The following is a 26,240-nucleotide window of genomic DNA, read 5'->3' as shown; positions in this document are numbered from 1 at the left end:
GGCACGGTCGATGAAACAGGAAGCCGCAGAAGTGCCGCGTGACACCACACGGCACAGGCTGAATCCCCGGCGTTCACGCCGGGGAGCGCGTCAACAGCTCATGACCCGCCTCGCCGACCGTTTCAACGGCACCTACGAGCCCAGCGCCGGCTCGATCTACCCCACGCTCCAGCTCCTGGAGGACGAGGGCCTCGTCCGCGCCGAGCCCGCCGAGGGCGGGCGCAAGGTGCACCACGCCACCGAGGCCGGCCTGCGGCTGGTCGAGGAGCAGCGGGAGGAGATCGAGCGGCTGTGGGGCCGCGCCGCCAGCAGGAGCCAGTGGGGGATGTTCGGCGAGCCTGAGGCCGCCGAGATCGTCGGCCCGGCCCTGCGCCTGGTCAAGGCGGCGGTGAAGACGCTCGCGCGCGCCCACGGCGACCCGCGCGTGGTCGAGGGCGTGCTTGAGGTCTTCGTGGACGCCCGCCGCCGCATCGAGCGCATCGACGCCGAGCGGAGGTCGTCATGAGCAGGCCGTTGGCGCGCCGGCTGATCGACCGGTGGCTGGTCACGGGGCAGGTGGCCGAGACCGAGCAGGTCGCGCCGCGCATGCGGCGGATCAGGATCGCGGTCGCGGCCGAGCTGAGCTGGACGCCGGGCCAGCACGTACGGCTGCTCGTCGGCCAAGGGGGCCCGCTGGGCGGCGTGCTGCGGACGTACTCGATCTGGCGGCACGACCCCGAGCGGAAGGCGATCGACCTGATCGGCTACGACCACGGCGGCGACGCGCCGGGGACCGCCTGGATCAGGAACGCGGAGCCCGGATGGGCGATCTCCTTCATGCGTCCCGAGGGGGGCTTCGTGCTGCGTCCCGAGGCGCCCTACCACCTGTTCGCGGGGGAGGAGACGGCCTCGGTGGCGTTCGGGGCGATGCTGCGGGCGCTGCCCGGGGAGGCCGCGGCGTACGGCGTGGTGGAGGCCGAGAGTCCGGGCGACCATCTCCGGCTGCCCCGCGACCTGGTCGAGGTGTGCAGGAGCGGCGCACCGGCGGCCTCGTCCCCGACCCTGCTGGAGGCGGTCGGCAAGCTGGACCTGCCGGACGAGCCTGGCGTCGCCTATCTCGCGGGGGAGGCCCGCACGATCCAGGCCGTCCGCGCCCACCTGGTGAACGAGCGCGGCTGGCAGCGCAGGGACGTGCGGACGAAGCCCTTCTGGACGCCCGGCAGGAAGGGGCTGGACTGATCGGCACGTGACTCCTCCCCGGTGTCGTCATACCCATGGAGCGTGATAATAATACCGGTATAGTTATCGCTTAGGAGGAGTCGTGATCGAGCTCAAGTCAGCCGGGGAGATCGCCGCCATGCGCGAGGCGGGCCGGGTCGTGGCCGCCGTGCACGCCGCCACGCGGGCGGAGGCCGGCATCGGGGTGACGCTGAAACGCCTCGACGACGTGGCGCGCACCGTCATCGAGGAGGCGAAGGCGGGGGCGTCGTTCCTCGGCTACCACCCGTCCTTCGGCGCCACCCCCTACCCCGGCGTCATCTGCACCTCCGTCAACGGGGTGATGCTGCACGGGCTGCCGACGCAGTACCGGCTGCGCGACGGCGACCTCATCAGCGTGGACTGCGCGGCGTACGTGGACGGCTGGCACGCCGACGGCACGGTCAGCTTCACCGTCGGCACGCCGCGCGCCGAGGACCTCAAGCTGATCAAGGTCGCCGAGGAGACGCTCGGCGCGGGCATCGAGGCGGCGCGGCCGGGCGGCAAGATGGGCGACATCGGCCACGCGATGTCCACGGTCGGCCGCGGCGCCGGCTACGGCATGCAGAACGACTTCGGCGGCCACGGCATCGGCCGGGCCATGCACGAGTCACCATGGGTGCCCAACGAGGCCCGTCCCGGGCGCGGCCTGCGGCTGCGGCCTGGTCTGGTGATCGCCATCGAGCCCAGCCTGATGGCCGGGGGCGGCAGCGACTACTACATGGCCGACGACGGCTGGTCGGTCTGCTCGGGCGACGGCAGCAGGAGCGTGCACGTCGAGCACACGGTCGCCATCACCGAGGACGGGCCGGTCATTCTGACTTGTCCGTGAAAGCCCGCTTGTACGATCTCCGCGGCCCCCGCCGCGCGGTCACGAATCGGCAAGGGTGAAGGCCGCTCGGGTTCATCGGGGCACACCTGCTCGTCAAGCGAGGTGATCTCCGGTATTCGTTCGGCCAGACGCCGTATTCGTCCTGGTCAACAGCGAAAATATGGGTGTTTGTCGAACTTGGGCGAGGGGCAGATCTTCCTCCGATAGCTACGGAGAGTAGTCGAGAGGTATCAGGGGGAAACACTATGTATCGCAAGGGACTCGTCCTGGCCGGGCTCGTCGGCGGGATGGTCATGTTCGGAGGCACCGCGCTCGCCGCGTCGCCCGTCGTCACGGCCGAGTCTTCTCAGGCTCGCATCCTTCCTGGCCCGAACCACGGCAAGGACGATGCCAAGTGGGACTTCGGCGAGTGGAACAACTTCGGTGAGGACAACGACATCCTCGACCTGGACCTCCTGAACCAGCTCCTCTCGTCCGTGCTGAGCGGCTGACGGGACACGCACGAAGGGGCCCGCCCACTGAGGGCGGGCCCCTTCGCCATGCTCGCCCCGTGCTCGCCCCGTGCTCACCCGTGCTCACCCGTGCTCACCCTTCGTACGCAAAAGAAGCCTCGAACGAGTTGCGCGCGATCCTGTCGAGCTGGTCGTCGCTCATCCCCAGCTCCCTGCTCAGCGCCGCGTAGTTGTCCTCCACGTAGCCGCCGAAGTAGGCGGGGTCGTCGGAGTTGACGGTGACGAGCAGGCCCTCGTCCAGCATCGCGGGCAGGATGTGGTCGCGCAGCGACGGCACCACCCGCAGCCGCACGTTCGACAGCGGGCACACCGTCAGCGGGATGCGCTCGGCCCGCAGCCTGGCCACGAGCTGCGGATCCTCCATCGCCCTGATGCCGTGGTCCACCCGCTCGACGCGCAGCACGTCCAGCGCCTCCCACACGTAGTCGGGCCCGCCCTCCTCGCCCGCGTGCGCCACCCGGTGCAGCCCCTCGGCGGCGGCGATCTCGAACACCTTGCGGAACAACGACGGCGGATGGCCCACCTCCGCCGAGTCCAGCCCCACCCCGATGAACCGCTCACGGAACGGCAGCGCCGCCCGCAGCACCCGCTCGGCCTCCTCCGGCCCCCGATCGCGGAGGAAGCACAGGATGAGCGCGGCCGGCACGTCACCGTCCTTCAGCGCCGCCGACAGCCCGCCGAACACCACCTCGAGCGGCACGCCCCTGCTCAGATGCGCCTGCGGGTCGAAGAAGATCTCCGCGTGCCGCACCCCCTGAGCCGCCGCCCTGCGCAGGTAGGCGGCGGCCAGGTCGTAGAAGTCCTGCTCCGTGCGGAGCACGGCCAGGTTCTCGTAGTACACGTCCAGGAACGACTGCAGGCTCGTGAAGGAGTACCGCGCGCGGATGGCCTCCACGTCGTACGTCGGCAGCTCGATCCGGTTACGCCTGGCCAGCTCGACGACGAGATCGGGTTCGAGGGTGCCCTCGATGTGCAGGTGGAGTTCCGCTTTGGGACGCATGACACGAGTAAACCGGACCCGTCGGAGCGGAGGTATCGTGCGAACCTCTGAACTCTCACCCCTTGAGCTGGCATAACATCAGATTTCATGAGGCTGAGGGATCTGCTGGCACGCGAGGACCTCAGGCTGACGCTGGTGACCGGTGCCGACGCCCTCGACAGAGAGGTCCTGCGCGCCTACCCGACCGACCTGCCCGATCCCCGCCGCTACCTGCGTACCGGCGACCTCGTCCTGACCAGCGGCGTCTGGTACGCCGAGCCGTCCGACTGCGAGCGCTTCGCCGACGCGCTGTGGGCGAGCGACGCCGCCGGCCTGGTCGTCGGCCTGATCGTGCTGGGCGAGCTGCCGGCCGAGCTGGTCAAGGCGTGCGAGCTGCGCCGCCTGCCGCTCCTGCTGGCCGCGCCCGACCAGGCGTTCGGCGCGATCACGGAGGTGGTGACCGCCGAGGGGTTCGCCGCCGAGCAGCGCAGGGCCGAGCGGGTCAGGGCGCAGACCCTGCTCGACGTGCTCGGCCGCATTCCGCCCGGCGAGGTCTCCGCCCACCTGCGGCTGCTCGGCGCCGACCCGGGCCTGCCCACGGCGGCCATGGCGGTCACCCTGACCGGCGGGCCCGAGCTGGACCTGCCCGAGCTGCTGCACGAAGGGCTGGCCAGGAAGGGCCGCCACCTCGTCGTCGGCGGCACCCCGCACGAGGCGGTGGTGCTGGTCAACGGCCGGGCCTCGCGCAAGAGCCTGGCCGACGAGCTGCGCGCCCTGATCGCCGCGCGTCCCGGCACCAGCATCGCGGCCGGGATCAGCGAGATGGCGGCCAGCGTCTCCCAGCTCGGCGAGGCGCTGGAGACGGCCAGGCGCGGCATGGAGTCGGCGCGCAGCGGCCCAGGCCCTGTCTCGATCATGTCGCTGGCCGACATCGACAGCTTCGACCTGCTGCTGGCCGCGCTGCCCGCGACCACCCGCCGCTCGTTCCGCGACCACCTGCTCGGCCCCGTCGAGGAGTACGACGCCCGGCACGGCTCGGAGCTGCTGCGCACGCTGGACACGTTCCTGGAGACGTGCGGCTCCTGGCAGCGCACCGCCGACGAGCTGTACGTGCACGTCAACACCCTGCGCTACCGGATGCAGCGCATCGAGGAACTGACCGGGCGGCACATGTCGTCGATGCGCGACCGTACGGACCTGTACCTGGCGCTGCGTTCGGGACAGGGCTCGGGACAGGGCTCAGGACAGGGCTCAGGTCAGGGTTCAGGTCAGGGCTCAGGGCAGGCGGCCCGCGACGACGCGGCCCCGTGACACGACGGCCACGATGTTCTCCGTGGCGAGGTCCTGGATGGTCTCCCAGGGCCGCCCGCGCAGCACGACCAGGTCGGCGCCCAGGCCCTCCTTGATCCGGCCCACCGGCATGCCGAGCGCGTCGGCCGCGTCGGAGGTGGCCGCGCGCAGCGCCGACTCCGCGTCCATGCCGAGGATGCGCGTCATGTGCACGACCTCGGCGAGCTGGTCGCCGAACTGCACGTGGTGGCCGTTGGCGTCGGTGCCGAGCACGAACCGCACGCCCAGCGCGGCGGCCTGGGCCAGCAGCACGTCGCGGGTGGCGACCAGCTCGGCGGCCTTGGCCCTGGCCTCGGGCGTCACCGGGACGCGGCCCTCGGCGATGGCCTCGTTGATCAGCAGCGTCGGCGCCACGGGCGTGCCCCGCGCGGCCAGCGTCTCGGCCAGGTCGCGGCTGAGCAGCGTGCCGTGCTCGATCGAGTCGACCCCCTCCTCGACCGCGACGCGGATGCCCTCCTCGGAGTGGGCGTGCGAGGCGACCGGCATGCCGAGCGCGTGGGCCTCGTCCACCACCGCCCTGATCTCGGCTCGGGTGTAGTTGCGCCAGGCGTTCTTGTCGCCCATGGACAGCACGCCGCCGCTGGTCGTGAGCTTGATGCCGTCCATGCCCGCCCTGGCCCAGGTGCGGACGAGCTTGCGGCACTCGTCGGGACCGTCGGCGACCGGCTTCCTGAGCGGCGACGGCACGGCGGGCGGCACGAACAGGTCGTTGTGCCCGGCGGTCATCCCCACCACGCCGTGCACCTGGATGCGCGGCCCCGGCAGCACCCCGGCGTCGAAGACCCGCCGCAGCGCGATCTGCGCCTCGTCGCCGGCCAGGTCGCGCAGCGTCGTGACGCCGTGGCGCATGGCCCGCTGGGCGTGCGCGACGCCGTGCAGCACCTGCTCGTCGCGGGTGGTGGTGAGCGGCCACGTCGCGAAGTCGGGCGGCGTGCCGTCGCCGGCGTGGCCGACGAGGTGGACGTGCGTGTCGACCAGGCCGGGCAGCACGCACAGGTCGGTATGCCCGGCCTGGGCGGGGCCGACGCCGGTGATCCGGTCGGGCTCCCACGTCAGGTCGACAGGGCCGCGATATTCGGTACCGTCCCAAAGGGGGATTCCGTCGAGTCTCATTTCCCGCTCGACGCTACCGGAGCCGCCGGGCGGCTGGAGGGATCTACGGTCCTCGCCGGGCGCTCTCGTAGGGACCTACAGGGGCCGCCAGCGGTTTTCCCGCCTTGCGCGTAGGCGGTGCCCGCTTCCGCCCGCTGTCCGAAATGACCGTCACACGATGGTAATAATCGATAGATACCGTCCTGACCTGCTGGTTCACCGCCGTTCAAGGAGAATTATGGCTACCTTCGACCGTCGCGCGTTCCTGCGGACGACAGGTCTGGCCGGTCTTGCGCTCGGTCTGGCCGCCTGCGGCGACAACGGCACCGCCACGTCCGGCTCCTCCTCCGGCGGCGACGGCTTCGGGGCGGTCAAGCTGCAGCTCTCCTGGAAGAAGAACGTCGAGTTCGCCGGCGAGTACTTCGCCGACACCAACGGCTACTACAAAGCGGCCGGGTTCACGCAGGTCGAGCTGCTGTCCGGCGGCGGCTCCGGCACCTCCGTCGAGTCGGGCCTGGCCACCGGCCGCTGCTGGGCGGGCCTGTCGGCGCCCACGATCACCGCGCCCGCCATCCTCCAGGGCGCCCCGCTGAAGATCGTCGGCGCGACGTTCCAGAAGAACCCGTTCGCGGTCATCTCGCTGAGCAAGAACCCGATCAAGGAGGCCAAGGACCTCGCCGGCAAGCGGATCGGCGTCCAGGACTCCAACGAGCTGGTCTGGAACGCGCTGCTCAAGGCCAACGGCCTCGACGACGCCAGCGTCACCAGGGTGCCGTTCCAGTCGGACCCGTCGATGCTCACCTCGGGCCAGCTCGACGGCTACGTCGGCTTCGTCACCAGCGGCCCGGTGAACCTGCGCCTGCAGGGCCACGACCCCGAATATCTGCTGCTCGCCGACGCGGGCCTGCCCCTGGTCGCCGAGACGTTCACGGTCACCCAGGAGACCATCGACAACGAGCGCGACAAACTCAAGGCGTTCCTGACCGCCGAGATCAAGGGCTGGAAGGACGCCGTCGCCGACCCGGCCAAGTCGGCCGAGCTGGCCGCCACCGTCTACGGCAAGGACCAGAACCTCGACGTCAAGGAGCAGACGGAGGAGGCCAAGATGCAGAACGACCTGGTCGTGACCCCCGACGCCAAGAAGAACGGCCTGTTCACGATGACGCCGGAGCTGATCGAGGAGAACATCTCCTCGCTGGCCAAGGCCGGCCTCACCATCAAGGCCGAGCAGCTCTTCGACCTGTCGATCCTCGACGAGGTCTACCAGGCGGACCCGAGCCTGAAGCTGTCATGAGCGGCATCGGCATCACCGGGCTGAGCAAGACGTTCGGCAAGGGGCTGACCGCCGTCCAGGACGTCGATCTCCAGACGCCGAAGGGCTCGTTCCTGTCACTGCTCGGCCCGTCGGGTTGCGGCAAGTCCACGGTGCTGCGCATCCTCGCCGGCCTGGAGGAGCCCACCACCGGCGAGATCCTGGTGAACGGCGAGACGCCGCAGCAGCTGCGCAAGGGCCACCACCTCGGCATCGCCTTCCAGGATTCCGCGCTGCTGGCCTGGCGCAGCGTCGCCGCCAACATCCGGCTGCCGCTGGAGGTGGCCGGCCTCAAGCCGGAGCCGGGCGTGATCGAGGACCTCATCAAGCTCGTCGGCCTGGAGGGCTTCGAGAAGGCGCGGCCGTCGGAGCTGTCCGGCGGCATGCGCCAGCGGGTCTCCATCGCCCGCGCGCTGGTGGTCAAGCCCAGCGTGCTGCTGCTCGACGAGCCGTTCGGCGCCCTGGACGACATGACCCGCCAGCGCCTCAACCTGGAGCTGCTGCGCATCTGGACGGAGAAGCCCGCCACCACGCTCATGGTCACCCACGGCATCGGCGAGGCCGTCTTCCTGTCGGACGTGGTCGCCGTCATGAGCCCGCGTCCCGGCCGGGTCATCGAGCTGGTGGAGATCGACCTGCCCCGCCCGCGTACACCCGAGATGATGCGCACGCCCGAGTTCCACGCCCTCCACGACCACCTCAGCGACCTGCTGTTCGGGCACGGCTCATGAGGCGGATCCAGGGCCTGATCGGCGTCGTCCTCCTGGTCGCGCTGTGGTGGCTGCTGGCCGCCACCGTGTTCGCCGACGGCGGCGCGGTGCCCACCCCGCCCGCGGTGCTGGCCTCCATGGCCGGCGACGGCTGGTCCTTCTACGGCCCCAACGCCACCGCCACCCTCTCGGCCGCCTTCCAGGGCTTCCTGTGGGGCAACGGACTGGCCATCGCCGTGGCCCTGCTGGTGCTGCTCGTGCCTCGGCTTGAGGCCGTCGCCACGCAGCTCGCGGTGATCAGCTACTGCGTCCCGCTGCTCGCCATCGGGCCGATCGTGCTCGTCGTCTTCGGCGGCGACGCGACCGTGGTGTTCCTCGCCGCCATCTCCGTCTTCTTCACCACGCTCATCGGCGCGCTGCTCGGGCTGCGCTCGGCCGACCGGGCGAGCCTCGACCTCGTCACCGTGTACGGCGGCGGCCGACTGGCCAGGCTGCGCTACGTCCAGATCATCGCGGCGCTGCCCAGCACGTTCGCCGGGCTGAAGATCTCGGCGCCGTCCGCGCTGCTGGGCGCCATCATCGGCGAGTACCTCGGCAGCAACGACCAGGGGCTCGGCGTCTCCCTGATGATCTCGCAGCAGCAGTTCCAGGTGCCGCGCACGTGGGGGCTCGCGCTGGTCGCCGGCCTCATCGCGGGCCTCGGCTACGCGATCGTCGCGCTGGTCGCCAAGGTCGTCACGCCGTGGTCGCGAGGGGAGGCCGCCCAGTGATCGGGCGTACCGTGCTGCGCATCGTGGGCCCGCTCGCGCCCTCGGTTGTGATCGTCGTGGCCGGGTGGTGGCTGGCGCTTGAGGCGTTCGGCATCAGCCCGCTGGTGGGCAAACGGCCACCGCAGGTCTGGGAGTACCTGACCTCCGCGCAGGAACACAGGGACGCGGTGTTCGGCGCGCTGGGCATCACGGTCAGGGACGCCGCCGTCGGCTTCGTCTCCGGCATGGTCGCCGCGACGGTGGTGGCCGTGCTGTTCGTGCTGTTCAGGACCGTCGAGCAGACGTTCATGCCGGTCGCGATGCTGCTGCGCTCGGTGCCGCTGGTCGTGATGACGCCGCTGATCACGCTGATCTTCGGGCGTGAGCTGCTCGGGGTGGCGGTCATCGGCGGCATCGTGGTGTTCTTCCCCGCGCTGGTGAACATCGCCTTCGGCCTGCGCTCGGCCTCGCCGCAGGCGACCGACCTGATCATGGCGTACGGCGGCACGCGGATGACCGTGCTGCGCAAGGTGGCGGTGCCGACCGCGATGCCCTCGGTCTTCGCCTCGGCCCGCATCTCCGTGCCCGCCTCGATCATCGGCGCCCTCATCGCCGAGTGGCTGGCCACCGGCGAGGGCATCGGGGCCGAGATCCTGCGGGCGATCGGCGGGTTCCGCTACGACGAGGTGTGGGCGGAGATCGTCGTGGTCACGGGGGTGTCGATCGTGGCGTACGCGGTGGTCGGCGTCGTCGAGTCGCTGGTCCTCGCCCGCTTCTCCGACCGGCCCCAAGGGTCATGAGCCTGACTCGTGTTATGCGGACCCGGCCGCGGTCCTGTGTGCGGGGGGAGGCGCGGCCGGGTCCGCCCGAAGGGGAGCGCTTGGGCGTGCGGTGGGATACCGGCTCGGGGTGGGGCCGGTGAAAGCCCGTTCGCTCCCATGGTCTGCGTGAGCGTCGGCGGGCGGGCCAGAAGGACGCTCAATGTCAAATTCTGTCCTGGCTGGGCCGCATTTGTAGGGAAATAGCCGACTAATCTGGAGCTCCAAGTAGCCGAATCGTGATGACAGCCGTCCTCACCTCGGTAAACCCCGGCGGCCTTCCGCGCGTCTGCGGTCGGCCGCCGGGGGGTTTTCTCCGGTCAGCAGGAGGCCGGCTTCATCCAGGAGCACTCGAGGTCGCCCGCCGGGGCGCCCTCCGCCGCACGGAGCTGCGTGGTGTCGGCGACCGCCGCCGTCCGTGAGAACTGGGCCAGCCGGACCGCGATCTTGTCCTCGATGTCCTTCGGCGAGCCCGACAGGTACTGGTTCAGCATGATCGAGAAGATCAGCGGCTCGCCGTCCGCGCTCGTCACGTAACCGGACAGCGCGGTGACCCCGGTCAGCGAGCCGGTCTTGGCGTGCACGTTGTTCGCCGCGGGCGTGCCCTGCATGCGGCTGCGCAGCGTGCCGCCGGTGAACCTGTCGCTGTTGCCGGCGATGGGCAGCGACTCGTACCAGGTCGAGAACCAGGGCTTGCCGCGTACGGACGACAGGAGCTGCACGATCGAGGCCGGCGAGAAGCCGTCACGCCGCGACAGCCCAGATCCGTCCCGCATGTTGAGCAGCTCGACGCCGTTCGCCTTGGCGAAGTCGGTCGTGACCTTGAGTCCGGCCGACCACGTGCCCTGGTCAGACACCTTGCGGCCCATCGCCTTGGTGAGGATCTCGGCGTGGATGTTGTTGCTCAGCTTCATGAACGGCACCAGCAGCTCGCCCAGCGGCATCGACTCGTGCTCGGCCAGCTTCTTGGCGCTCGCCGGCGCCGCGCCCGCCTCGGTCGGGCCGAGCACCTTGACGCCGTGCTTGCTCAGGCCCTTGCGGAAGAGCGAGGCGGCGTACGCGGTGGGGTCGTCGACCGCCACCCACTCCTGGTACGAGCCCGCGACCGTGCCGGTGACGACCACCGTACGGGTGCCGTGCCGCCGCTCGATGAGCACGTTCGTCTGGTCGCCCACCGTGGCCTTGTTGACGATCTTCAGGTAGTCGGTCTCCGGCGTCGTGGTCGCCTTGACCTTGCCGCCGCTCGCCGACACCGTCACGACCACCGAGCCCGCGTCGTAGTCGCGGTCGGGGGAGGCGGTCAGCGCCGAGATCGGGGCGGCGTAGTAGGCGGTCTCGTCGTCCCACGCCCAGTCGTTGCCGAGCCGCTGACCGTCGAACCACGTGTCGTCGGCCACCAGCTTGCCGGTGACGACCTTGACGCCCGCCTTCGCGACCTGGGCGGCCAGCGCCTCGTAGTCCTCGGCGAGCATGGTCGGGTCGCCGGTGCCGCGCAGCACCAGGTCACCGGTCAGCACGGCGCCCGCCTTGCGGCCGGTGCTCAGCACGGTGGTGGGGAAGCGGTAGTCGAGGCCGAGCGTCTCCGCGGCGGCGGCCGAGGTGAACAGCTTGGTGTTGGACGCGGGGATGAGGAGCTTGCCCGCGTCGGTGGCGTACAGCTCCTCGCCGGTCTCGGCGCTCTCGACCACGACGCCCGCCCGGGCGATCGTCAGCCGGGAGTCGCTGAGGATCTGGTTGATGTCCTGGGTGAGGTCCGCCACGCCCACGGACGGGTCGAGCGCGACGGCGGGGGAGGAGGGGCCTGACGCCCACGCGAGGGCCGCGACGAGCGCGCCCGCGACGAGGGATGCTGAGGTGCGCCGCATGGGGTCTCCAAGTGACTGGGGGATCGCAGAAGAGCATGATTCAGCGCAGGCAGCCTGTAATCCGCAAATATCCGTATTTATCCGCGCCTCCACCGTTGTGAAACCCGCCAACCCCCGCCGGCCCTCGCCCACCCGGCCCGCCTCCCCAGCCGGCGTGCGGCCGAACGGCGTGCGGCCGAACGGCGTGCGCCGGGGTGGTGAGACCCGTTGTCCCTCGCCCATCCGGCCCGTCCGCCGGCCCGTCCGTCGGCCCGTCCGTCGGCCCGTCCGTCGGCCGGCCGTCGGCCCGTCCGTCGGCCCGTCCGTCGGCCCGTCCGTCGGCCGGCCGTCGGCGCGGCCGGCGGGCGTGTGTGCGGGTCGTCAGGTAGGTTGCTGGGCGGTGACGAGGAAGCCGCAGTCGCCGAAGGCGACCTCGTCGCCTGACTTCACGCGTGCGGGACCCACCAGGCGCCAGCCGTTGAGGCGGGTGCCGTTGAGCGAGCCGAGGTCGACCAGCATCCACTCGCCGTCGCTCTCGCGCCGCAGCTCGGCGTGCACGCGGGAGACGGTCAGATCGGACAGGACGAGATCGCACGCGGACCCGCGCCCGACCACGTACCGCAGCCGGTCGTCGTCGGGCAGCGCGAGCCGGGGCAGCCGGGGCCGCCGCCAGGCGGCCTGGAGGCGGGTGGTGAACTCCGAGACGGACGCGACGGCGTCGGTCAGCCGCTGCCGGAGGGTGGGCCGCCGGGGCAGGTCGGCCACGAGCTCGTCGAGCTCGTGCCTGCTGCGCGCCCGCAGCGCCTGGTCGACCCGGCCCACGAAGGTGTCATGGGAGATGCGGCCCTCGACGGCGCGGTCTCTGAGCTCATCGATCGCACGGTCACGTTCCCCATCTGAGGCGCGAGAGGGCGGATGAGTGGAGCTCATAGAGCGAGTATCGGCCTGAACCTCGGTCGCTGTCCAGAATACGGGGATCAGTTGCGATAAGCATACTCAGTATGCATAGTCAGTATCCATGTCGATCAGGCACGGACTGCTCGCCCTGCTCAGTGGCGGACCCCGCTACGGCTACCAGCTCAGGGTGGAGTTCGAGGCGTCCACGGGAGGCACGTGGCCGCTCAACATCGGCCAGGTCTACACGACGCTGGCCCGGCTGGAGCGCGACGGGCTGGTCGCCCCCGGCGGCTCCGACGAGCAGGGCCGCGCGATCTACACGATCACCGAGCCCGGCCGGCGCGAGCTGGAGCACTGGTACGGCACCCCGGTAGCCCCCACCGACCGCCCCAGGGACGAGCTGACCATCAAGATCGCCATGGCGGTGGCCGGCGGCGTGGACGTCGCCGCCGTCCTCCAGACCCAGCGGGAGGCCACCATGCGCGCGCTGCAGGAGCACACGAGGGCCAAGCGCAGGGCGGGCGAGGGCCTCGCGCAGCGCCTCGTCCTCGACTCGCTGATCTTCAAGGCCGAGGCGGAGCTGCGCTGGCTCGACCACTGCGAGGCCGTGGCGAAGGGGAGGACCTGACGGTGGTCACTCGGCGCCGGCGGGGGCCGGCGCGGCGGGCGCCTTGAGCCGGTACTTCATGACCATCAGCACCGAGGAGAAGATGATCAGCGCGGGGATCACGGTCTGCCCGATGAGGACGGCGGTCACCGCGCTCTCCGGCTGCTCGACCGGCCGGCTCGGCTCCGACTCGATGAACCCGCCGATCGTCAGCACCACGCCGAAGATCAGCGCGCCGAACGCGCTCACCCCGCTCTCGATGGCCGTCCACAACCCGGTCAGCACGCCGGCCCGCCGCTTGCCGGTCTCCGCAGCGTCGGCCGCGATGACGTCCGCCAGCATCGAGAACTGCAGCAACTGCACCCCTGCGTAGCCGACGCCGACCAGCAGGATCCACAGGTGCGCCCACACCGAGCCGAACAGCGGCGTGGCGATCGCGGCCGTGGTGCCGCCGCCGAACATCACCGTGGCCAGCACCATCGCGCCGCGCTTGTCGAGGCGCTTGGCCAGCCGCACCCACAGCGGCATGGTCAGCAGGATCGGCCCGACGAGGGCGGCGAAGAGCGTCTGCGTGGCCCCCGACGAGCCGAGCGTGTACGTCGCGAAGTAAGGCGCGGCGGCCAGCATCATGCTGACGGCCAGCATCTGCGTGCAGGCCAGCACGGTCAGCCAGACGAACGCCGGGTTCCCCTTGATCGCCGCGAACTGCTCGCGCCACCCGCCGCGGTCCGGCTCCGGCGCTCCCGTCATGGGGGCGCGGGCGGTGCCGAGGAACGAGGCGAGCATGGCGACGAGCATGATGACCGCGATCGTCAGGCCCATCGTCCGGTAGCTGCTCAGCGTGCCGTGCTCGCCGTCGCTGGTGGCGATGGCCGGCGCCAGCACGCCGCTGATCGCGGTGGCCGCGCCGATGAAGACCATCCGCCACTGCAGCAGCGCCGTGCGCTCGTGGTAGTCGTGCGTCATCTCGCCGGGCATCGCCTTGTACGGCACCTCGAACAGCGCGTACGCGGTCGCCGTGGCCATGAAGCAGGCGCCGACGTACAGCGCGGCGGGCACCCCGGTCAGCGGCGGCCCGGCGAACACCAGGAAGAAGGCGACCGGCAGCGTGCACGCCCCGGCGAGCAGCCAGGGCCGGCGCGGCCCCCAGCGCGAGACGGTCCGGTCCGACCAGCGCCCGACCAGCGGGTTGATGATCAGGTCCCAGATCTTGGGGGCGGTCACCACCACACCGGCCAGCCACGCGGGCACCGCGAGGAAGTTCGTCATGTAGAACAGCAGCAGCAGGCCGGGCACCGCGTTGACGGTCGAGGTGCAGAACGACCCGATCCCATAGCCGAACCGCACGCTTTTCGGGACGGTGGCCGTGCCCACCCCCGGTGTGATCATGACCTCATTGAAACCGAGTGAGGGCCTGTTGGGGAGGGCCCACTTTCGCGGGCCCTCCGCCGGTCAGTCGTTGACGCTGGCGCAGACCACGTGCGCGCCGATCTCGATCATCCGGCGCTCGCTGCGCGCGTCGGCGACCCTGGCCATCAGGATCGGCGCCCCTGAGGCGGCGAACTGCGGCAGCCGGGCGCGTACGAGGCGGTGCAGGTCGCGTACGACGTCCTCGGCCGCGGACATGTGCACCTTGACGTGCAGCATGATCCCTGGGGCGCCGGACGCCGTGCGCGCCTCGCTGATCCAGACGTGGTGCACCAGCGGGAAGTCCATCAGCAGGTACGCGATGGCCTGCCGCAGCGCGGGCAGGATCGGATGCGTGCACCGCCGGTAGCCGGGGTCCACCTGCTGCATCGGCCCCGACAGGTGCGGCCGCGGCGCGGGCACCCACGGCAGCGCGGGGGCCTCGGGCGACGGGGGAGCCACCTGCGCGAGCGCGGCGCCGCGTGACACGGTGGCCATCGCGCCCGTGGCGTAGGCGGCGGGCGCCGCCCCCGACAGCACGGGCGTGGGCCCCGTGCGCGTCGTGGTGAGGAAGCGTTGGAGATCGTCGATGGGCACGGCCGCGGCGGCCGGGCCTGCCGCGTCGATGACGATCTCGCGTACGCCGGTGACGCGCTGGATGTCCAGGATGGTGTCGGCGTCGCAGGCCGACAGCGAATGGCTTCCGCGGTGCCGGGCGTAGGTGGCGGCGCTGGTGTAGCCCAGCAGAACCCGGTCACCTACTTGAGTGGTCCCGAGGACCACGGAACGATCTGGTCGCACTGCCACCAGGACTCCACCGTCGGCAAGAGCGCCCAGCAGGCGGTGCGGAGTGCCATGCTGGGCGAGCACGTCGGCAAGCGCAGGATTCCCGATGCTCATATGACGAACCATAGGTAGTCGGCCACGGCTTATCAGGCTAATGGCGAATAAATCTCCCGATCAAGACAAAGATGGGAGCGGCGTGGATGACTTTCCACTCTGCTGGGTACAGGGCCTCCCGTCTCACATCGTGAGTCCCTCGTGAACGCGTTCACAAGCGCCCGATAGACTCTGTGGGACCGCCGGGGGGATCCGTGGACGTGTCCCTCCCAAGCCCGCCCTGCCTTAAGGATCCACACCAGTGAACAAGCCCGTCGTTCTGGTCGCAGAGGAGCTGTCCGAGGCCGGTCTCGCCGTACTCGGCGCTGATTTCGAGGTCCGCCACACCGACGGCGCCGACCGTTCCCAGCTGCTGCCCGCCCTCGCCGACGTTGACGCGCTCATCGTCCGCTCCGCCACGCAGGTCGACGCCGAGGCCATCGCCGCCGCGCCCAAGCTGCGCGTGGTCGCCCGTGCGGGGGTCGGCCTCGACAACGTCGACGTCGAGGCGGCCACCAAGGCCGGCGTCATGGTCGTCAACGCTCCGACCTCCAACATCACCAGCGCCGCCGAGCAGACCATCGCGCTCATCCTGGCCAGCGCGCGCAACACGGCCCAGGCCCACGCCGCGCTGAAGAACGGTGAGTGGAAGCGCTCGAAGTACACCGGTGTCGAGCTCGACGAGAAGGTCGTCGGCATCCTCGGCCTCGGCAAGATCGGCCAGCTCGTGGCCCAGCGGCTGGCGCCGTTCGGGGTCGAGCTGATCGCCTACGACCCCTACCTGCCGCCGGCCCGCGCCGCGCAGATGGGCGTCCGGCTGGTCAGCCTCGACGAGGTGCTCAGGCAGGCCGACTTCATCACCGTCCACCTGCCCAAGTCCAAGGAGACGGTCGGGCTCATCGGCGACCGTGAGCTGCACCAGGTCAAGCCCAGCGTGCGGATCGTCAACGTCGCGCGCGGCGGCATCGTCGACGAGGGCGCCCTCTACGCGGCGATCAAGGAGGGCCGGGTCGCGGGAGCCGGCCTGGACGTCTTCTCCAAGGAGCCGTGCACCGACAGCCCGCTGTTCGAGCTCGACCAGGTCGTCGTCACGCCGCACCTCGGCGCCTCCACCCACGAGGCCCAGGAGAAGGCCGGCACCCAGGTCGCGCGCAGCGTGAAGCTGGCCCTCGCGGGCGAGTTCGTGCCCGACGCGGTCAACGTCCAGGGCGGCGCCGTGGCCGAGGACGTCAAGCCGGGCCTGCCGCTGGCCGAGAAGCTGGGCCGGGTCTTCACCGCGCTGGCCGGCGAGGTGGCCACCAAGCTCGACGTCGAGGTGCGCGGCGAGATCGCCGCCCAGGACGTGCGGGTGATCGAGCTGGCCGCGCTCAAGGGCGTCTTCGCCGGCGTGGTCGAGGAGCAGGTCACCTACGTCAACGCGCCGCTGCTGGCCAAGGACCGCGGCATCGCGGTCGATCTGGTCACCAGCTCCGAGAGCCCCGACTGGCGCAACCTGGTGACCGTGCGCGGCGTGCTGGCCGACGGCCGCACGGTCTCGGTGTCGGGCACGCTGTCCGGGCCGCGCCAGATCACCAAGATCGTCGAGGTCAACGGCTTCGAGATGGAGATCGAGCCGACGGCCCACCTGTGCTTCTACACCTACACCGACCGCCCCGGCGTCGTCGGCGTGGTCGGCCGGCTGCTCGGCGAGCACGGCATCAACATCGCCTCGATGCAGGTGGCCCGCGACGTCAAGGGCGGCAAGGCGCTCATCGCGCTGACCGTCGACTCGGCGATCCCGGCCGAGGTGGTCGAGCAGATCGGCGCCGAGATCGGCGCCGAGAGCGGCCGCTCGGTCGACCTGGAGGACTGACCCTCTGACCTGCGCAGGGCCGTCACCCGTTTCGGGTGGCGGCCCTTTCGCGTCTCAGCATGCGAGATACTAGGATATCCAAGCACTGTCCTCGGGTACTGTAGCCGGTGATGCGCCAGGTTCTCGTACTCATTACCTGCCGCGGCGGGGCCTGTTAGGGCAGGTCGACGACCCGCCGCGGTGAGCGGCGTATGCGTCGGCCGTCAAGTCCCTTCGTCCGGTCCGTGACCCGGACCACGAGATTCAGGCCCGGTCGGGCTCGCGACCGGAGTCCGGCTTCCCCCCTTTCTCAGGAACACGTCCGCGAAGCGAGATGAGCCACATGTACGAGATGTATGCCTACAACCGTGCCGAGGACCAAGAGGACGAGGCGGCCGAGGCCGTCCAGATGGCCCTCGACCGGCGTGACAACGGTGGAGCCCCCCAGAGCAGGTGAGCCCAGAACGGCCCCGCGCTCGTTCGCACGGGGCCGCTCGTCCGGGTGGTGTCAGGTCAGAGGGTCGCGGTCAGCATCGACGGAGCGGGGTCATCGCGCCGTTTCTGCAGCTCGCGCCACTGACGGACGCCCTTGCGGTCGGGCCTGACCGCTCCGACGAACGCCTGCCGGCGCCACTCGGAGAGCTTCTCCTCCTTCACCACGTCGCCCGAGTGCGGCGCGTGCACCATGTAGCCGGGCTTGGAGATCATGCCCACGTGACCGAGTCCGCTGAAGAAGACCAGGTCGCCGGGCTTGAGATGGTTCCAGCTGATTTTCCGGGAGAACGCGTTGTACTGCTCGGCGGCGGTGCGCGGCAGGTGGATCCCCGCCTTCTGGTATGCCCTGAGCATGAGCCCGGAGCAGTCGTACCCGCTGCGACTGGTGCCGCCCCACACGTACGGGATGCCGCGCTGGTGCATCGCGAACCTGAGGGCGGTCTTCCAGGCCGGCTTGGGCGCGCGCTCCTGCTGGATGCGCTTGACCTCGGGGCCGGTCAGGGTGATCGAGCCGGCCGCGTTCGTGCCCTGGTTGGATTTCGTGCCGGGGCCGGATTTCGTGCCGGGGCCGGCGTTCGTGTCGGGGGAGTGACGGCTTTCACCGGGGCCGACGGGCGTCGGCGCGGCGGAGGCCGGAGGGGGGCACACGATGAGCCCGGCGGCGACACCCGCCAGGGCTATGGCAATACGAGACAGGGGTCTGTCCTTCCATGCGGCCGACCGGGTTAGCTGACGGGCTCGGGCCTGGAAGACAGCCCTACGGCGAAGCCGATTCGCCCCTGGGGGAGAGGTGGGTCCCCGGCTCCACGCACCTGCTGCGTGGATTAGGCCTGACGGACTCTAACGAATCGGTCAAAAGGTCGCAATACATGCAAAATCGGACGTCCGGAAAATGAGATGATGTGTTCGTCAGTCGAGACGAGCCGGTAAGGTACCGCCCATGGAGTCGCGTAACATCCGCCTGGCTGTCATCCCCGGTGACGGCATCGGCACCGAGGTCGTCGCAGAAGGGCTCAAGGTCCTGGAGGCCGTGGGCACCAAGATCGAGCCCACCCACTACGACCTGGGCGCCGCGCGCTATCACCGCACCGGCGAGACGTTGCCCGGCTCGGTGCTCCACGAGCTGCGCGGCTACGACGCCATCCTGCTCGGCGCCGTCGGAGACCCCAGCGTGCCGCCCGGCGTCCTGGAGCGCGACCTGCTGCTGCGGCTGCGGTTCGAGTTCGACCACTACGTCAACCTGCGCCCGGTCAAGCTGTTCCCCGGCGTGCGCACCCCGCTGGCCGACACCCCGCCCGAGAAGATCGACATGATCGTCGTCCGCGAGGGCACCGAGGGCCTCTACGCCGGCACCGGCGGCGCCATGCGCCGCGGCACCCCGCACGAGATCGCCACGCAGGAGTCGCTCAACACCGCACACGGCGTCGAGCGCGTGGTCCGCTACGCCTTCGAGAAAGCTCAGTCGCGCCCGCGCAAGAAGCTCACGCTCGTCCACAAGACGAACGTCCTCACCTTCGCGGGCGACCTGTGGCAGCGCACCGTCAACCGGGTCGCCGCCGACTACCCCGAGATCGCCGTCGACTACTCCCACATCGACGCGGCCTCGATGTTCTTCGTCACCCAGCCCGAGCGCTTCGACGTGGTGGTCACCGACAACCTCTTCGGCGACATCATCACCGACCTCGGCGCCGCCATCGCGGGCGGCATCGGCCTGGCCGCCAGCGGCAACATCAACCCGGACGGCGCCGCGCCCAGCATGTTCGAGCCGGTCCACGGCAGCGCGCCCGACATCGCGGGCCAGGGCAAGGCCGACCCGACCGCGACCATCCTCTCCGTCGCCATGCTCCTCGACCACCTCGGCCTGAGCGCCGAGGCGGCCAGGGTGGAGCAGGCCGTCGCCGACGACATCGCGGCGCGCGTCGCGGGCTCCGCCCCGCGCGGCACGCAGCAGATCGGCGACGACATCACCGCGCGAGTATCCGGCTAGGACCGCCTAGCCCGATCACGAGCGCCCGGCGGCCCTGAGCGGACTGCCGGGCGCTTTTTCGTGTCCCTGTAGGGAGAAATGGGGGCTATATCCCCCGTTGACCCCTTGCCATCCCATATAGCGAGACAATAGGAAGTACGGACTGCCTCCCAGCGCGGCCGCCTCTCGCGGCAGTCGCAGAACCGCAGGCAGCGGGCAGCTTCCGGTAGTTTTCGGTAGATCGCAGAGAGAAGGACCGACGTCATGACCATCGCTCAGAAGCTCAGCTTCGACGTGCAGCTCTCCGACCATGCTCGCACCGCGGCCGAGCGGGAGCAGGTACTGGCGACCCCCGGGTTCGGGCAGGTCTTCACCGATCACATGATCTCGATCGACTTCACCGAGGGCAAGGGCTGGCACGACGCGCGTCTCGAGGCGTACGGGCCGCTCGTCCTCGACCCGGCCACCGCGGTCTTCCACTACGCCCAGGAGCTCTTCGAGGGGCTCAAGGCGTACCGGCAGGTCAACGGCTCGATCGTGACGTTCCGCCCCTACGCCAACGCCGCCCGCTTCAACCGCTCCGCCCAGCGCATGGCCATGCCGGAGCTGCCCGAGGAGACCTTCGTCGAGTCGCTCGAACTGCTCGTCACCACCGACAAGGGGTACGTGCCCACCACCGAGGGGCACAGCCTCTACCTGCGGCCCTTCATGATCGCCACGCAGGCGGGGCTCGGGGTCAACTACCCGTCGAAGACGTACCGGTACATGGTGATCGCCTCTCCGGCGGCCTCCTACTTCACCGGCGGCATCAAGCCCGTCTCCGTGTGGCTGTCCACCGAGTACACGCGGGCCGCGCCCGGCGGCACCGGCTTCGCCAAGTGCGGCGGCAACTACGCAGCGGCCTTCGTCGCGCAGCGGCAGGCCGTCGAGAACGGCTGCGACCAGGTCGTCTGGCTCGACGCGCACGAGCACCGCTACGTCGAGGAGATGGGCGGGATGAACCTGTTCTTCGTCATCGGCGGCAAGCTCGTCACTCCCGCGCTCACCGGCACGCTGCTGCCCGGCATCACCCGCGACTCGATCCTGGAGCTGGCCGGCGACCTCGGCCTGGAGACCGAGGAGCGGCTGGTCAGCGTGGAGGAGTGGCAGGCCGGCTGCGAGAGCGGCGAGCTGACCGAGGTGTTCGCGTGCGGCACCGCGGCCGTGGTGACGCCGGTCGGCACGGTCAAGGGCGCCGACCGCTCGTGGACGATCGGCGACGGCACGCCTGGCCCGGTCACGATGCGGGTGCGCGAGGAACTGGTCGGCATCCAGTACGGCGCCCGCCCCGACACCCACAACTGGGTCCACAAGATCGCCTGACGCCCGCACGCGGGAGCGCGGGACACCTGACGCCCGCCCCGGCCCCAGGCCGGGTTGCGCGGGGTCGCCCGGGCCCGCGTCCGCTCAGGTGTCGAGGTTGGCCAGGTAGGCGGCGTTGCCGCGCTCGCCTGCCACCGCGCCCGGCGGCACCAGCGCCTCGAGCCGCCGTACCGTCTCCTCGTCGAGGGTGACGTCGGCGGCCGCGGCGTTGGCCCGCGCGTTCTCCGCCCGGCGCGTCCCCGGGATCGGCACGGTGCCGCGGTGCACGAGCCAGGCCAGCGCGAGCTGCGCCACAGGCAGCCCCACTTCGCCGGCCAGGCCCGCCACGGCGTCGGCCAGCTCCACGTTGCGGTCCAGGTTGCCCTCCTGGAAGCGCGGGTTGCCCCGGCGCCAGTCGCCCTCCTCCAGCGACCCCCTGCCCCTGATCGTGCCGCCGAGCAGACCGCGCCCGAGCGGGCTGTAGGCCACGAACCCGACGCCCAGCTCGTCGCAGGCCGGGCGCACGTCCTGTTCGGGGTAGCGGTGGAACAGCGAGTACTCGGTCTGCAGGGCGGTCACCGGGTGGACCGCGCAGGCCCGCCGCAGCGTCGCCGCCGACACCTCCGACAGGCCGACGTACCGGATCTTTCCGGCCTGGACCAGCTCGGCCAGCGTGCCCATCGTCTCCTCGATGGGCGTCGTGGGGTCGAGTCTGTGCAGGTAGTAGAGGTCAATCCGGTCCGTACGCAGGCGGTCGAGGCTGGCCTCCAGGGCCCTGCGGACGTACTCGGGCCGGCCCATGCCCGGCACCAGCCTGCCCTGATCGTCGGAGTTCCCGCCGAACTTCGTGGCCAGCACCACCTCGTCCCTGTGGCCCCGCAGCACCCGCCCGATCAGGGTCTCGCTGTGCCCGGCGCCGTAGATGTCGGCGGTGTCGACGAACGTGACGCCCACGTCCAGCGCCGCCAGGAGCGCCTGCGTCGCCTCCGGCTCGCTCACGTCGCCGTACACCCTGGGCGCCAGCGTCATGGCGCCGAACCCCAGGGCCGAGACCGTCGGGCCGTCGCGGCCCAGTGTCACGTATCGCATGGCTGATCCCCCTTCATCCCCCGCAGACGAACCTGCCCGGCGCGCCGGGGCCGTACGCGCGTGAAGGCGGTTGTCTCCGCTTCCGATAGGGTCTGCGCGATCGATAAAGGTGAGAGTGGGCTCATGAAGAAGCGGTTGATGGCGGTCGTGGCGGCCTTCGCGGCGATCGCCGTACTCGGGGTGCTGGCGTTCTCCCAGCCCGGCGCGTCGTCCGACGGGGTGCAGCTGAGCAGGCAGGCGGACGGGTCGATGATCCTGGCCGACCTGGGCAGCGACGCTCCTGTGCTCGACGTGTTCGAGGACTTCGACTGTCCGGTGTGCAAGGACATGCACACCAAGGTCGATGCGACGATCCAGCGCCTGGCCAAGGAGGGCAAGGTGAAGGTCGTCTTCCACACCGTCACGATCTTCCGGGACGAACCCATGCGCTCCAACTCCGTCCGCGCCGCCGCGGCCGCGCGCTGCGTACCGGAGGAGAACTGGCTGGCCTTCAGGGACGCCGTGTACGCCATGCAGCCCGCCCCGCACGGCGTGGCCTCGGGCTTCACGGTCGAGGAGCTGTCGGCGGCGGCCAGGAAGGCCGGCGCGTCGGTGGACGACTGCGTGAAGTCGCAGACGTACGCGGAGGCGCACCTGGCGCAGACGGCCGGGATCCCGCTGGAGGGCACGCCGACCGTGCTGCTCGACGGCCAGATGCTGGGCGGCGAGGTGTTCGACGCCGCCGCGATCGAGCGCCTGATCACCGGAGGCATCGGCGTCCAGGTGTGACCGCCTCCACCGTGCCGTGTCCCAGGGAGTGAGACCGGTGTGCCAGATGGTGAATCCGTGTGGCAGACTGGGCGGCACCATGTTCTACGGTCTGCTCATTATCGGCAGGCGCGCTGGCTGATACCGGGACACCGCCAGCGCGCAGACCTCTCACGTCCGTGAGGGGTCTTTTTGTTTTCCCGGGTTCTCCCGGGTTTCCCCGAGAACCGTCCTTCGCAGAGAAGCTTCCGCAGAGAAGAGAGACTCATGGCCGACGACCGCTTCCACGTCTACGACACGACGCTACGCGACGGCGCGCAACAGGAGGGGCTCAACCTCACCGTCGCCGACAAGCTCGCCGTCGCTCGTCACCTGGACGGCCTGGGCGTCGGCTTCATCGAGGGGGGCTGGCCCGGCGCCAACCCCAAGGACACCGAGTTCTTCAGGCTGGCCCGAACAGAGCTCGACCTGAAGCACGCGCAACTCACCGCGTTCGGCGCGACCCGCCGGGCAGGTGTGCAGGCCGCCGACGACCCCCTGGTGGCCGCCTTGCGCGAATCCGGCGCGCCGGTCGTGACCCTTGTCGCCAAGAGCCACGACCGGCACGTGGAGCTGGCTCTCCGCACGACACTCCAGGAGAACCTCGCGATGATCCGCGACACGGTCTCCCACCTTCGTGCGGAGGGCCAGCGCGTCTTCCTCGACGCCGAGCACTTCTTCGACGGCTACCGGTCCAACCCGGCGTACGCGCTGGAGGTCGTCAGGACCGCCGCCGAGGCGGGGGCCGACGTCATCGCCCTGTGCGACACCAACGGCGGCATGCTGCCCGACGAGCTGGCCGAGATCGTCCAGGAGGCCGTCCGTACGAGCGCCCGCGTCGGCATCCACTGCCACGACGACACCGGCTGCGCCGTCGCCAACACGCTGGCCGCGGTCAAGGCCGGCGCCACCCACGTGCAGGGCTGCGCCAACGGCTACGGCGAGCGCTCGGGCAACGCCAACCTCTTCACCGTCGTCGCCAACCTCCAGCTCAAGCGCGGCTTCGACCTCGTGCCCGAGCAGTCGCTGGCCGACATGACCCGCATCGCGCACGCGATCACCGAGGTCACCAACGTCACCCCCAACTCCCACGCCCCCTACGTCGGCGCCTCCGCCTTCGCCCACAAGGCCGGCCTGCACGCCAGCGCCATCAAGGTCGACCCCAACCTCTACCAGCACATCGACCCCGCCCAGGTCGGCAACGACATGCGCATGCTCGTCTCCGACATGGCCGGCCGCGCCTCCGTCGAGCTCAAGGGCCGCGAGCTGGGCTACGAGCTGACCCCCGAGCACACCAAGACGCTCGTCGAGCGGGTCAAGGACCTCGAGTCGCAGGGCTTCACCTTCGAGGCCGCCGACGCCTCCTTCGAGCTGCTGCTGCGCGACACCGTCGAAGGCGAGCGCAAGCGCCACTTCGAGGTCGAGTCGTGGCGGGTCATCGTCGAGCGCACCAAGGGCGGCGAGCTGGTCAGCGAGGCCACCGTCAAGCTGCACACCAAGGGCGAGCGCATCGTCGCCACCGGCGAGGGCAACGGCCCCGTCAACGCCCTCGACAAGGCCGTCCGGCTCGCGCTGGAGCGGCTCTACCCCGAGCTGGCCAAGCTCGCCCTGGTCGACTACAAGGTCCGCATCCTGGAGGGCGCCCACGGCACCGACGCCGTCACCCGCGTGCTCATCACCTCCAGCGACGACACCGCCGACTGGGCCACGGTCGGGGTGGCGGAGAACATCATCGACGCCTCCTGGCAGGCGCTTGAGCAGGCGGTCACGTACGGCCTGCTGCGGGCCGGACACGACTGCTGACCGAGGCCGGGCCCCTGCGGAAGGGGCCCGACGCTCAGAGCACCTTGGCCGCGAACGACACCCCGTTCACCTTGACCTTGCCGCCCGAGCACGACACCTTCGGCGCGTCGGTGCCCGGCACGATCACCGTCAGCAGCGACTTCGCGGCCGGCGAGACGACGACGTTGGTCCGCTGCTTCGACAGGTACGCAGGCGACACCCAGCCGAGCTTGCCGCCCCGCTCGACCTTCTGCCCCCCGACCCGGGAGCACGTCGCGTCGAGCTGCAGCAGCGTCACCCTGAACTTGCCGTCGCCCAGCACCACCTTGCCGCCGCCCTTCGATATGAGCTTGAGCGAGGGCGCGAAGCGCCAGATGTTGCGCACCTTCTTGCCGCCCGAGGCCGTGTCGTACACCGCCATCAGGTCGTCCCCGTGGTCGACCAGCACCGACCTGGTACGGCTCACTCCGTACGCCTTGTCGGTCAGCCGGAACGCCTGGCGGTCCTCGCCGTACGACGTCTTGGCGAGCTTGCTGGCCGTGCGCGGACGGAAGCGGGCGCCCACCACCGTCGGGACGTTGTGCGCCTCGGGGGAGAGCGTCCAATAGCGGTAGGAGCTCTTCTCGTAGGAGTGGAAGCCGCCGTCCATGAGGATGTCGCGGCCCTGCGCGTAATAGGTGACGCCCAGGTGGTCCTCGTGGCCGTGGAACTTCATGCCGGGGCCGAACCTGATCGAGTAGTACGCCGACTCGGGGTCGTCCCACTTCGTGCGGCCGAAGACGTACCCGGCCCGGTAGGTCTTGACCTCCTGCTTCGGCGTGCCCGTCTCCATCTTGGGCTCGGTCTCCGCGCTGCCGTCGCCGAGCGGCGCCATGTAGCCGTTGGGCATCGTGGCGTGGGCGATGAAGTCCTTCAGCGCCTCGGTCCGCCGGGAGATCTCGCCCGGCACCTTTCGCTTGCACGCCTTCATGTTCGTCATCGCGACCTGGAGGCGGCCGTAGACGTAGACGGCGTAGCGCGGCGCCTGCTCCATCAGCGCGCCCTGCGCGTCCACGTCGAGCTTCACGGTGCCGGTCAGGCGCTTGGCGGCCAGGTTCGCCCAGTCCTTGCGGCCGAAGCGGCAGCCGATGCCCATGAGCGCGATGTCCTGGTCGATGCCGTGGTTGTGGCCCTTCTTGTACAGCCGCGGGTTCGCCAGGAGCTTGGCGTGCACCGCCAGGCTGTCCTTGAGCCACTTCTCGTTCACGTGCCTGCTCAGGCAGAGCAGCGGCTGGGTGCGCAGCGAGACCGGGTGGTCCTTCCACACGTACGAGGGGGTGCCGCGGGCGCCGTACTTGTTGCGCGCCACCCAGTCCTTGGTGATCTCGACGGCGCGGTCGAGGTAGCGCTGCTCGCCGGTGTTCTCGTACTGGACGACGAGGGTGCCCATCCAGCGCAGCGACTGGAAGACGTACTCCCATGAGCGGTTGCGGTACGGGCTAGCCGTCCACTTGATCTTCTTGCCCAGCTTGTACGCCGGCAGCCCGACCAGCGAGATCTCGCCCTTCATGACGTCCTCGGCGGTCGGCGTGGCGGGCAGCCAGTCGCCCTGGCACTCGGCCGTCCGTGTCACCTTGTCCTTCACCGTGTCCTGCACCGTGTCCTTCACCGTCTCGGCAGCCTGGGCAGGACCTGCCGGGGCTCCTAATGCGAGCGTGAGGGCAAGGGGTATCGCGAGCCGGCGCAC

Annotated in this window: 24 protein-coding genes and 1 riboswitch; of the genes, 15 read left to right on the top strand and 9 right to left on the bottom strand. The window is 70.4% G+C overall.

What is annotated here, in order from left to right; all coding sequences use genetic code 11:
• Window positions 1-100 precede the first annotated feature (100 nt).
• The 4 genes from AB0K18_RS13915 (at window position 101) to AB0K18_RS13900 (ending at window position 2,559) form a co-directional block, all read left to right on the top strand.
• Window positions 101-505 (top strand): helix-turn-helix transcriptional regulator, encoded by a 405-nt coding sequence (locus AB0K18_RS13915; RefSeq protein WP_364914354.1) that lies wholly within the window; start codon window positions 101-103, stop codon window positions 503-505.
• Window positions 502-1,218 (top strand): siderophore-interacting protein, encoded by a 717-nt coding sequence (locus AB0K18_RS13910; RefSeq protein ID WP_364914352.1) that lies wholly within the window; start codon window positions 502-504, stop codon window positions 1,216-1,218. Before AB0K18_RS13915 ends, AB0K18_RS13910 begins: the two co-directional genes overlap by 4 nt.
• 82 nt (window positions 1,219-1,300) lie before the next feature.
• Window positions 1,301-2,068, top strand: coding sequence for a type I methionyl aminopeptidase (map, locus tag AB0K18_RS13905; protein WP_364914350.1), 768 nt, complete (start codon window positions 1,301-1,303; stop codon window positions 2,066-2,068).
• A gap of 245 nt (window positions 2,069-2,313) precedes the next feature.
• A complete protein-coding gene (locus AB0K18_RS13900; RefSeq protein WP_364914348.1) occupies window positions 2,314-2,559 on the top strand; it encodes a hypothetical protein in 246 nt (81 codons plus the stop codon).
• Window positions 2,560-2,653: 94 nt separating this feature from the next.
• Here the strand turns inward: AB0K18_RS13900 and AB0K18_RS13895 are convergent, their stop codons facing one another.
• Window positions 2,654-3,580, bottom strand: coding sequence for an adenosine deaminase (locus AB0K18_RS13895; protein WP_364914346.1), 927 nt, complete (start codon window positions 3,578-3,580; stop codon window positions 2,654-2,656).
• Between the two features lie 87 nt (window positions 3,581-3,667).
• On the opposite strand from AB0K18_RS13895, the gene AB0K18_RS13890 reads away from it, so the two are divergent.
• A complete protein-coding gene (locus AB0K18_RS13890) occupies window positions 3,668-4,870 on the top strand; it encodes a helix-turn-helix domain-containing protein (RefSeq protein ID WP_364914344.1) in 1,203 nt (400 codons plus the stop codon).
• On the opposite strand, the gene AB0K18_RS13885 is transcribed toward AB0K18_RS13890, so the two are convergent.
• Window positions 4,835-6,022: an amidohydrolase family protein gene (locus AB0K18_RS13885; protein WP_364914342.1), complete on the bottom strand. Its 1,188-nt coding sequence runs from the start codon at window positions 6,020-6,022 to the stop codon at window positions 4,835-4,837. The two genes, AB0K18_RS13890 and AB0K18_RS13885, sit on opposite strands and share 36 nt — an antisense overlap.
• 217 nt (window positions 6,023-6,239) lie before the next feature.
• On the opposite strand from AB0K18_RS13885, the gene AB0K18_RS13880 reads away from it, so the two are divergent.
• From AB0K18_RS13880 to AB0K18_RS13865, 4 genes are read left to right on the top strand one after another with little or no spacing between them, the layout of a single operon-like run.
• On the top strand, window positions 6,240-7,295 hold the full coding sequence (locus AB0K18_RS13880) for an ABC transporter substrate-binding protein (protein ID WP_364914340.1): 1,056 nt from the start codon (window positions 6,240-6,242) through the stop codon (window positions 7,293-7,295).
• Window positions 7,292-8,044 (top strand): ABC transporter ATP-binding protein, encoded by a 753-nt coding sequence (locus tag AB0K18_RS13875; protein WP_364914338.1) that lies wholly within the window; start codon window positions 7,292-7,294, stop codon window positions 8,042-8,044. The genes AB0K18_RS13880 and AB0K18_RS13875 overlap by 4 nt, the downstream gene beginning before the upstream one ends.
• Window positions 8,041-8,793, top strand: a complete 753-nt coding sequence (locus AB0K18_RS13870) for an ABC transporter permease subunit (RefSeq protein ID WP_364914336.1) — start codon at window positions 8,041-8,043, stop codon at window positions 8,791-8,793. Before AB0K18_RS13875 ends, AB0K18_RS13870 begins: the two co-directional genes overlap by 4 nt.
• Window positions 8,790-9,572 (top strand): ABC transporter permease subunit, encoded by a 783-nt coding sequence (locus AB0K18_RS13865; RefSeq protein WP_364914334.1) that lies wholly within the window; start codon window positions 8,790-8,792, stop codon window positions 9,570-9,572. Before AB0K18_RS13870 ends, AB0K18_RS13865 begins: the two co-directional genes overlap by 4 nt.
• A 338-nt stretch (window positions 9,573-9,910) precedes the next feature.
• Here AB0K18_RS13865 and dacB read toward each other — a convergent pair whose 3' ends face one another.
• Together dacB and AB0K18_RS13855 are read right to left on the bottom strand one after the other, a co-directional pair.
• The gene (gene dacB / locus AB0K18_RS13860) at window positions 9,911-11,455 is read right to left on the bottom strand and encodes a D-alanyl-D-alanine carboxypeptidase/D-alanyl-D-alanine-endopeptidase (protein WP_364914332.1); all 1,545 of its coding nucleotides are present in this window, start codon (window positions 11,453-11,455) and stop codon (window positions 9,911-9,913) included.
• A gap of 360 nt (window positions 11,456-11,815) precedes the next feature.
• Complete coding sequence (locus AB0K18_RS13855; RefSeq protein ID WP_364914330.1) at window positions 11,816-12,364, bottom strand: DUF1707 and FHA domain-containing protein; 549 nt, start codon at window positions 12,362-12,364, stop codon at window positions 11,816-11,818.
• Window positions 12,365-12,452: 88 nt separating this feature from the next.
• On the opposite strand from AB0K18_RS13855, the gene AB0K18_RS13850 reads away from it, so the two are divergent.
• Complete coding sequence (locus AB0K18_RS13850; protein ID WP_364914328.1) at window positions 12,453-12,959, top strand: PadR family transcriptional regulator; 507 nt, start codon at window positions 12,453-12,455, stop codon at window positions 12,957-12,959.
• A 6-nt stretch (window positions 12,960-12,965) separates the two neighbouring features.
• Here AB0K18_RS13850 and AB0K18_RS13845 read toward each other — a convergent pair whose 3' ends face one another.
• Both AB0K18_RS13845 and AB0K18_RS13840 read right to left on the bottom strand, forming a co-directional pair.
• Window positions 12,966-14,327 carry an MFS transporter gene (locus AB0K18_RS13845; protein WP_364914326.1) on the bottom strand — a complete coding sequence of 454 codons (1,362 nt, stop codon included), beginning with the start codon at window positions 14,325-14,327 and terminating at the stop codon, window positions 12,966-12,968.
• A gap of 63 nt (window positions 14,328-14,390) precedes the next feature.
• Entirely contained in the window at window positions 14,391-15,245 is an 855-nt protein-coding gene (locus AB0K18_RS13840; protein WP_364376439.1) for a hypothetical protein, read from the bottom strand.
• Window positions 15,246-15,486: 241 nt separating this feature from the next.
• Here AB0K18_RS13840 and serA point away from each other — a divergent pair, with 241 nt between their 5' ends.
• Window positions 15,487-17,076: a phosphoglycerate dehydrogenase gene (gene serA / locus AB0K18_RS13835; protein ID WP_364914324.1), complete on the top strand. Its 1,590-nt coding sequence runs from the start codon at window positions 15,487-15,489 to the stop codon at window positions 17,074-17,076.
• A 492-nt stretch (window positions 17,077-17,568) separates the two neighbouring features.
• Here the strand turns inward: serA and AB0K18_RS13830 are convergent, their stop codons facing one another.
• On the bottom strand, window positions 17,569-18,198 hold the full coding sequence (locus AB0K18_RS13830; RefSeq protein ID WP_364914322.1) for a C40 family peptidase: 630 nt from the start codon (window positions 18,196-18,198) through the stop codon (window positions 17,569-17,571).
• Between the two features lie 51 nt (window positions 18,199-18,249).
• Window positions 18,250-18,391: riboswitch (cyclic di-AMP (ydaO/yuaA leader) on the bottom strand.
• A gap of 99 nt (window positions 18,392-18,490) precedes the next feature.
• Between AB0K18_RS13830 and AB0K18_RS13825 the strand changes: the two genes are divergently transcribed.
• A complete protein-coding gene (locus AB0K18_RS13825) occupies window positions 18,491-19,537 on the top strand; it encodes a 3-isopropylmalate dehydrogenase (protein ID WP_364914320.1) in 1,047 nt (348 codons plus the stop codon).
• A gap of 243 nt (window positions 19,538-19,780) precedes the next feature.
• Window positions 19,781-20,878 (top strand): branched-chain amino acid aminotransferase, encoded by a 1,098-nt coding sequence (locus AB0K18_RS13820; RefSeq protein WP_364914318.1) that lies wholly within the window; start codon window positions 19,781-19,783, stop codon window positions 20,876-20,878.
• 84 nt (window positions 20,879-20,962) lie between these two features.
• Here the strand turns inward: AB0K18_RS13820 and AB0K18_RS13815 are convergent, their stop codons facing one another.
• On the bottom strand, window positions 20,963-21,946 hold the full coding sequence (locus AB0K18_RS13815) for an aldo/keto reductase (RefSeq protein WP_364914316.1): 984 nt from the start codon (window positions 21,944-21,946) through the stop codon (window positions 20,963-20,965).
• 123 nt (window positions 21,947-22,069) lie between these two features.
• Between AB0K18_RS13815 and AB0K18_RS13810 the strand changes: the two genes are divergently transcribed.
• Together AB0K18_RS13810 and cimA are read left to right on the top strand one after the other, a co-directional pair.
• A complete protein-coding gene (locus AB0K18_RS13810) occupies window positions 22,070-22,714 on the top strand; it encodes a thioredoxin domain-containing protein (RefSeq protein ID WP_364914314.1) in 645 nt (214 codons plus the stop codon).
• 246 nt (window positions 22,715-22,960) lie between these two features.
• Complete coding sequence (gene cimA, locus AB0K18_RS13805; RefSeq protein WP_364914312.1) at window positions 22,961-24,535, top strand: citramalate synthase; 1,575 nt, start codon at window positions 22,961-22,963, stop codon at window positions 24,533-24,535.
• A gap of 34 nt (window positions 24,536-24,569) precedes the next feature.
• Here the strand turns inward: cimA and AB0K18_RS13800 are convergent, their stop codons facing one another.
• Window positions 24,570-26,162, bottom strand: coding sequence for a heparinase II/III family protein (locus AB0K18_RS13800; protein ID WP_364914310.1), 1,593 nt, complete (start codon window positions 26,160-26,162; stop codon window positions 24,570-24,572).
• Window positions 26,163-26,240: the final 78 nt, after the last annotated feature.

Origin of the sequence: Nonomuraea sp. NPDC049421, assembly GCF_040677005.1 — a bacterium.
Taxonomy (GTDB): Bacteria; Actinomycetota; Actinomycetes; order Streptosporangiales; family Streptosporangiaceae; genus Nonomuraea; species Nonomuraea salmonea.
Note: the sequence above shows the minus strand (reverse complement) of the source record. Positions and strands in the feature narration are given on the sequence as shown.

Coding starts and splice junctions, on each gene's coding strand:
- cimA (WP_364914312.1), top strand. CDS start 22,961: ATGGCCGACGACCGCTTCCACGTCTACGACACGACGCTACGCGACGGC.
- AB0K18_RS13900 (WP_364914348.1), top strand. CDS start 2,314: ATGTATCGCAAGGGACTCGTCCTGGCCGGGCTCGTCGGCGGGATGGTC.
- AB0K18_RS13910 (WP_364914352.1), top strand. CDS start 502: ATGAGCAGGCCGTTGGCGCGCCGGCTGATCGACCGGTGGCTGGTCACG.
- AB0K18_RS13880 (WP_364914340.1), top strand. CDS start 6,240: ATGGCTACCTTCGACCGTCGCGCGTTCCTGCGGACGACAGGTCTGGCC.
- dacB (WP_364914332.1), bottom strand. CDS start 11,455: ATGCGGCGCACCTCAGCATCCCTCGTCGCGGGCGCGCTCGTCGCGGCC.
- AB0K18_RS13870 (WP_364914336.1), top strand. CDS start 8,041: ATGAGGCGGATCCAGGGCCTGATCGGCGTCGTCCTCCTGGTCGCGCTG.
- AB0K18_RS13890 (WP_364914344.1), top strand. CDS start 3,668: ATGAGGCTGAGGGATCTGCTGGCACGCGAGGACCTCAGGCTGACGCTG.
- AB0K18_RS13840 (WP_364376439.1), bottom strand. CDS start 15,245: ATGAGCATCGGGAATCCTGCGCTTGCCGACGTGCTCGCCCAGCATGGC.
- AB0K18_RS13845 (WP_364914326.1), bottom strand. CDS start 14,327: ATGATCACACCGGGGGTGGGCACGGCCACCGTCCCGAAAAGCGTGCGG.
- AB0K18_RS13875 (WP_364914338.1), top strand. CDS start 7,292: ATGAGCGGCATCGGCATCACCGGGCTGAGCAAGACGTTCGGCAAGGGG.
- AB0K18_RS13855 (WP_364914330.1), bottom strand. CDS start 12,364: ATGAGCTCCACTCATCCGCCCTCTCGCGCCTCAGATGGGGAACGTGAC.
- AB0K18_RS13915 (WP_364914354.1), top strand. CDS start 101: ATGACCCGCCTCGCCGACCGTTTCAACGGCACCTACGAGCCCAGCGCC.
- AB0K18_RS13810 (WP_364914314.1), top strand. CDS start 22,070: ATGAAGAAGCGGTTGATGGCGGTCGTGGCGGCCTTCGCGGCGATCGCC.
- AB0K18_RS13825 (WP_364914320.1), top strand. CDS start 18,491: ATGGAGTCGCGTAACATCCGCCTGGCTGTCATCCCCGGTGACGGCATC.
- AB0K18_RS13895 (WP_364914346.1), bottom strand. CDS start 3,580: ATGCGTCCCAAAGCGGAACTCCACCTGCACATCGAGGGCACCCTCGAA.
- AB0K18_RS13885 (WP_364914342.1), bottom strand. CDS start 6,022: ATGAGACTCGACGGAATCCCCCTTTGGGACGGTACCGAATATCGCGGC.
- AB0K18_RS13815 (WP_364914316.1), bottom strand. CDS start 21,946: ATGCGATACGTGACACTGGGCCGCGACGGCCCGACGGTCTCGGCCCTG.
- AB0K18_RS13850 (WP_364914328.1), top strand. CDS start 12,453: ATGTCGATCAGGCACGGACTGCTCGCCCTGCTCAGTGGCGGACCCCGC.
- AB0K18_RS13820 (WP_364914318.1), top strand. CDS start 19,781: ATGACCATCGCTCAGAAGCTCAGCTTCGACGTGCAGCTCTCCGACCAT.